The organism is Oleiphilus sp. HI0123 (genome assembly GCF_001635315.1).
Genome location: NZ_LWGE01001332.1, coordinates 1 through 3,792 on the forward strand (window position 1 = coordinate 1; position 3,792 = coordinate 3,792).

Consider the following 3,792-nt stretch of genomic DNA (forward strand, 5'->3'; position numbering starts at 1 on the left):
TACTAGTGCCAAAATCCTGTAGATACTTAAGCTCAGGCACACGTAGCTTTTGACACAAAGCCCTCACAAAACTCAAGTCATTACTAAGGCGGCTCACGAAGAAATTACTGCATTAATTTTTTCCATACGCTTCATTATAGTTATCTATATTCAATACGCTGTAAAAAAATACATTTTTAGTTGCTCTACATCATTGCAATCCATCCCTGTATCCAGCAACATTACTTTTAATTTTTACAGTTCCGTCTATCGTTAGAAAAACAACCTTGGATAGCAGGTTTATTCTTGCACTAGAATTCACGAATCAAGCAGCCTAATAGTTTTTGGGATAAGTTGAGAGAAAATGAGCAACAAATTAGATAACGTAAATATCGCTTCTCACGAAGTGTTAATCACACCCGAGCAGTTAAAGAAAGAGATTCCACTTACAGAAAAAGCAATCGAATCTGTGACAAATGGGCGTCAGACAATTAACGATATTCTTGACCGAAAGGATCATCGAATTTTTGTCGTCATTGGCCCTTGCTCAATTCATGACGTTGATGCTGCTAAGGAATACGCAAAAAAGCTGAAAGCTTTGTCCGACAAAGTATCTGACTCCCTGTACATCGTGATGCGTGTCTATTTTGAAAAACCTCGAACAACTGTTGGATGGAAAGGTCTTATCAATGACCCTCACCTAAATGATTCATTTGAAGTTGAAGAAGGCCTGCATATTGGCCGCCAACTACTAATAGACATTTGCGATATGGGCCTACCTACCGCTACCGAAGCACTTGATCCAATCTCACCACAATACTTGCAAGATACAATTTCCTGGTCTGCTATTGGTGCGCGTACCACAGAGTCCCAAACACACCGCGAAATGAGTAGCGGTTTGTCAGTTGCAATCGGCTTTAAGAATGGCACAGACGGCGGCCTTGGCGTTGCGATGAATGCACTTAAATCTGCATCACACCCTCATAGCTTTTTAGGGATTAATCGCGAAGGACAAGTATCGGTAGTTCGCACTAAAGGCAACCCATATTCTCACGTTGTCTTGCGTGGTGGTGGCGGTAAACCTAATTATGACTCAGTTAACGTTGCACTATGCGAGCAGGAACTTGAGAAAGCAAAACTTAGTAAGAACATAATGATTGATTGCAGCCACGCAAACTCAAACAAAGATGCTAACCTGCAGCCACTGGTTATGCAGGACGTTTGCAATCAGATCATCGACGGCAACAAATCTATCGTTGGCATTATGGTTGAGAGCAATCTTAAGTTTGGTAACCAATCGATTCCTGAAGATTTATCTCAGCTTGAGTACGGCGTATCAGTTACCGATGCTTGTATCGACTGGGAGACAACTGAAAAATCGTTACTGGAAATGCACGAGAAACTAAAAGACGTGCTACCTAAGCGATAAACAGTTCAAACGATTTAAAGTAATAAAAAAGCCGCTCAATCTGAGCGGCTTTTTTATTGATAAGCACAAATGGTCACTCCAACCATTTCAGCTTATCGCGCAAGCTAACAACATCGCCAATAATAATTAAAGTCGGAGCGGCAACCTTTTGGTTCTTGATAATATCCACAATAGTTGACAGCGTTCCTTCATAAACCTTTTGATGCCTTGTTGTCCCTTTGGAAACCAGAGCTATAGGCTTATCAGTACGCATCCCATTCTCAATCAGAGATGAACAGATGGTTGCAAGCCCCGTTAAGCCCATATAAAAAACCAGGGTCTGATTCTCCTGAACTAATTCATGCCAGGGAAGATCACAAGTATCGTTCTTTAAGTGGCCAGTAACAAAACGTACCGATTGAGAATAGTCGCGATGAGTTAAAGGTATGCCTGAATAAGCGGAACAGCCCGATGCAGCAGTAATTCCTGGCACAACCTGGAAACTCACTCCCTCTTCTGCCAGCGTTTCTATTTCTTCGCCACCACGACCAAATATAAATGGGTCGCCGCCTTTCAAACGCAGTACTCTCTTACCCTGCTTTGCGTACTTAACAAGCAATTCGTTAATCGACTCTTGTGGGACAAGGTGATTTGAACGCTCCTTTCCAACATTAATACGCTCCGCATCATGCCTGACAAGCTCTAATATTGGTTCAGATACCAAACGATCGTACAAAACGATATCTGCCTGGCGAATCAAGCGCAAAGCCTTGAACGTTAATAAGTCGGGATCTCCGGGCCCTGCGCCGACCAAGTAAACCTCACCGTCATTACTTGGCGCAGTAGAAGAAAGATCTTCAATGGCAGACTCTAATAGGTCAACAGCGTCTTCTTCCTTTCCTGAAAAAACCAACTCAGAGAACTTACCTTCCAAGTGTTTTTCCCAAAAGCGCCTTCTCGCATTAATACCATCAACACCCTCACGTACCTGCTGCCGGTACTTTTTAGCGATCATCGCCATACGGCCAAAAGCATGTGGAAGGTTTGCCTCTAAACGACTACGAACCAAACGCGTTAAAATAGGCAATTCACCACTACTAGATACCGCGGCAATAACAGGTGAGCGGTCAATAATAGAAGGAAATACGAAATCACTAATATCTACTCGATTAACGACGTTAATCGGGATATTTCTCTGCTTAGCAGTCTTTGCTATAGCTTCATTAACAACCTTATCTTCAGACGCTGCGACAGCTAAGCTGATACGCCCCCAGACCAAATCATTATTAGGGCTCTCTGCAGTCAGCGAAACACGCTCTATGTCATTAGTTTCGACCAATGCTTTTAAGCCTTGATCGGTCAGAGTGTCTGTAGCCAAGCGTACTTTGCACTTGGTTTTAAGTAATACTTCTATTTTACGTGCAGCAGCTGCGGAGTCTCCGACCACAAGGACACGACTACCTTTTAAACTAAAAAAAAGTGGTAAAAAATCCATCGTGACTCCTCAGTTACAGACCGTTGATAAACTAAGCAATGACTTCAAGTCCGCCCATATAAGGAACAAGCACTTCAGGAACTTTAATCGAACCATCTTCTTGCTGATAGTTCTCCATCACCGCAATCATCGTACGACCGACCGCTAGACCAGAACCATTTAAAGTATGAACAAGTTGTGGTTTTTTCATTTCAGGAGAGCGGTATCGAGCCTGCATACGACGAGCCTGAAAATCCTTTGTATTACTGCAAGAGGAAATCTCACGATAGGCTTTCTGTCCGGGCAGCCAAACTTCAAGATCGTAGGTCTTCACAGCAGAAAAGCCCAGGTCACCACCACACAACAATACTTTTCGGTACGGCAAACCCAGCTTTTGTAAAATACCTTCAGCATGTCCCGTCAAGGCCTCTAGTGCTTGGGCTGAATCTTCCGGCTTAACGATCTGAACCATCTCAACCTTGTCGAATTGATGCTGACGAATCATACCGCGCACATCACGACCATAGGATCCAGCCTCACTTCTAAAACATGGTGTATGGCAAACAAGTTTGATAGGCAGCTTGGCCGAGTCGATAATCTCATCGCGAACAATATTGGTTGCAGGAACCTCTGCCGTCGGGATTAAGTAAAACTCTCTGTCTGCATGCAATTTAAATAAATCTTCTTCAAACTTCGGTAACTGACCAGTTCCGAACAATGAGTCACTATTAACAACGTAAGGAAGGTAGACTTCTTCATAACCATTTTCAGCTGAATGCGTATCAAGCATGAACTGCGCTAAAGCACGATGAAGCTTGGCTAACTGTCCGCGCATCACCACAAAACGTGAACCGGTCAATTTACTTGCAGTTTCAAAGTCTAATTGTTTATTGATGTCACCTAAAGCTACGTGATCTTTAACCTCGAAATC

Annotated in this window: 3 protein-coding genes; 1 reads left to right on the forward strand and 2 read right to left on the reverse strand. The window is 43.1% G+C overall.

All coding sequences use genetic code 11. The features are described from left to right. Positions 1 to 343 precede the first annotated feature (343 nt). Complete coding sequence (locus A3761_RS16530) at positions 344 to 1,408, forward strand: 3-deoxy-7-phosphoheptulonate synthase (RefSeq protein ID WP_068509085.1); 1,065 nt, start codon at positions 344 to 346, stop codon at positions 1,406 to 1,408. A gap of 73 nt (positions 1,409 to 1,481) precedes the next feature. On the opposite strand, the gene cysG is transcribed toward A3761_RS16530, so the two are convergent. After that, positions 1,482 to 2,882, reverse strand: a complete 1,401-nt coding sequence (cysG, locus tag A3761_RS16535; RefSeq protein ID WP_068634485.1) for a siroheme synthase CysG — start codon at positions 2,880 to 2,882, stop codon at positions 1,482 to 1,484. A gap of 31 nt (positions 2,883 to 2,913) precedes the next feature. After that, positions 2,914 to 3,792: serine--tRNA ligase (serS, locus tag A3761_RS16540; protein WP_068750532.1), on the reverse strand; the 879-nt coding region annotated here is incomplete at its 5' end.

Excerpts from the sequence above, each read along its gene's own strand:
- A3761_RS16530 (WP_068509085.1), top strand. The coding sequence starts at position 344 with ATGAGCAACAAATTAGATAACGTAAATATCGCTTCTCACGAAGTGTTA.
- cysG (WP_068634485.1), bottom strand. The coding sequence starts at position 2,882 with ATGGATTTTTTACCACTTTTTTTTAGTTTAAAAGGTAGTCGTGTCCTT.